General features: G+C 62.5%; 2 protein-coding genes and 1 pseudogene. 2 read left to right on the forward strand and 1 reads right to left on the reverse strand.

The features are described 5' to 3' along the window. Positions 1-333: S1 RNA-binding domain-containing protein (locus NLR35_RS34030; RefSeq protein ID WP_257170907.1), on the forward strand; the 333-nt coding region annotated here is incomplete at its 5' end. A gap of 199 nt (positions 334-532) precedes the next feature. Continuing rightward, positions 533-1,264, forward strand: a complete 732-nt coding sequence (locus NLR35_RS34035; protein WP_306577861.1) for a superoxide dismutase — start codon at positions 533-535, stop codon at positions 1,262-1,264. Between the two features lie 105 nt (positions 1,265-1,369). On the opposite strand, the pseudogene NLR35_RS34040 reads toward NLR35_RS34035, so the two are convergent. Next, positions 1,370-1,708: pseudogene (locus tag NLR35_RS34040) on the reverse strand (peroxidase family protein); the annotation flags it as partial.

The following is a 1,708-nucleotide window of genomic DNA, read 5'->3' on the forward strand; positions in this document are numbered from 1 at the left end:
GCGATCAAGTGGATCAAGTCGATCGCGTCCGATCCGGAAGTCGGCCAGATCTATGACGGCACCGTCGTCAAGGTGATGGAGTTCGGCGCCTTCGTGAACTTCTTCGGTTCCAAGGACGGCCTCGTTCACATCAGCCAGCTCGCTTCCAACCGCGTGCAGAAGACCTCGGACGTCGTCAAGGAAGGCGACAAGGTCAAGGTCAAGCTGCTCGGCTTCGACGACCGCGGCAAGACCCGGCTGTCGATGAAGGCCGTCGACCAGACCACCGGCGAAGACCTCGAAGGCAAGGGCGGCGAGGGCGAGAAGGCCCCGCGCGAAGCCGCCGGCGAGTAAGCCGCGCTTCGACCTCGGAACGATCATCAAGGGCGGCCTGAGGGCCGCCCTTTTTTCGTCTGCGAGCGGGGCGCGAGACCACATGTGCGCTTCCGCCGCAGCCTCGGAAAGGCCCTTGTTCGAACCCGTGTCGGCGACTGCTGCGTAACTCCCCCACTGCCCTCGTACCCGGGCAGATCGTTCCAGACAGGAGTTTTGCATGTCGACCCTATCCCGGCGCCACCTGATGTTCGCGGCCACCAGCCTCGCCGCCGCCGCTGCGGCCCCGCGACTGATCTTCGCGCAGACAACCATGGCACCTGCCGGCCCCTTCAAGCTCGACCCGCTGACCTATCCGGCGAATGCGCTGGAACCGCACATCGATGCAAAGACGATGGAGATCCATCACGACCGGCATCATCAGGCCTTCATCACCAACCTGAACAATTTCGCAAAGGACAATCCCCAGATCGCCGACAAGCCGGTCAGCGAGGTGCTGGGTAATCTCAATGCCGTGCCCGAGGCCATCCGCACCGGCGTGCGGAACAGCATGGGCGGCCACGCCAATCACACGATGTTCTGGCAGATCATGGGCCCGAACGGCGGCAAGCCGGAGGGTGCGCTGCTTGCCGCAATCGACAGCGACCTCGGCGGCATGGAGAAATTCCAGACCGACTTCAACGCCGCCGGCGGACGCGTGTTCGGCTCCGGCTGGGTGTTCGTGACCGTCAGTAAGGATGGGAAGCTCGCAATCGAGACTCGCCCGAACCAGGACAATCCCATGATGGACGGCAAGCGCGCATTGCTCGGCAACGACGTCTGGGAGCACGCTTACTATCTGAATTACCAGAACCGCCGAGCCGATTATTTGAAGGCCTGGTGGAACACGGTGAACTGGAAAGTCGTGGGCGAACGCTACGCAGCCGCGAAGGCGGGTACGCTCGGCGTCTGATTATCGATTAAGGACAAAAAGAAAAGGGCGGCATCGCTGCCGCCCTTCTCAGTCATCACGTTTCGCTTCTGGACATCCGTCTCCCCGCAGAGAGACGGACCATTGTTACTTCCGCACGATGTCGTAGCGGTCGAGGTTCATCACCTTGGTCCAGGCTTCGGCGAAGTCCTTGACGAACTTCTCCTTGGCGTCCGACGTCGCATAGACTTCCGCGAAGGCGCGGAGCTGCGAGTGTGCGCCGAAGATCAGGTCGACGCGTGTCGCGGTCCACTTCACCGCATTGGTCTTGCGGTCGCGGCCCTCGTAGCTGCCGTTGGAAGCCGGCGTCCATTGCGTGCTCATGTCGAGCAGGTTGACGAAGAAGTCGTTGGAGAGCGTGCCCACCTTGGAGGTGAAGACGCCCGCCTTCGACCCGTTCGCATTGGCGCCGAGCACACGCAGGCC

The organism is Bradyrhizobium sp. SRS-191 (assembly GCF_024586915.1).
Taxonomy (GTDB): domain Bacteria; phylum Pseudomonadota; class Alphaproteobacteria; order Rhizobiales; family Xanthobacteraceae; genus Bradyrhizobium.

Excerpts from the sequence above, each read along its gene's own strand:
- NLR35_RS34035 (WP_306577861.1), top strand. The coding sequence starts at position 533 with ATGTCGACCCTATCCCGGCGCCACCTGATGTTCGCGGCCACCAGCCTC.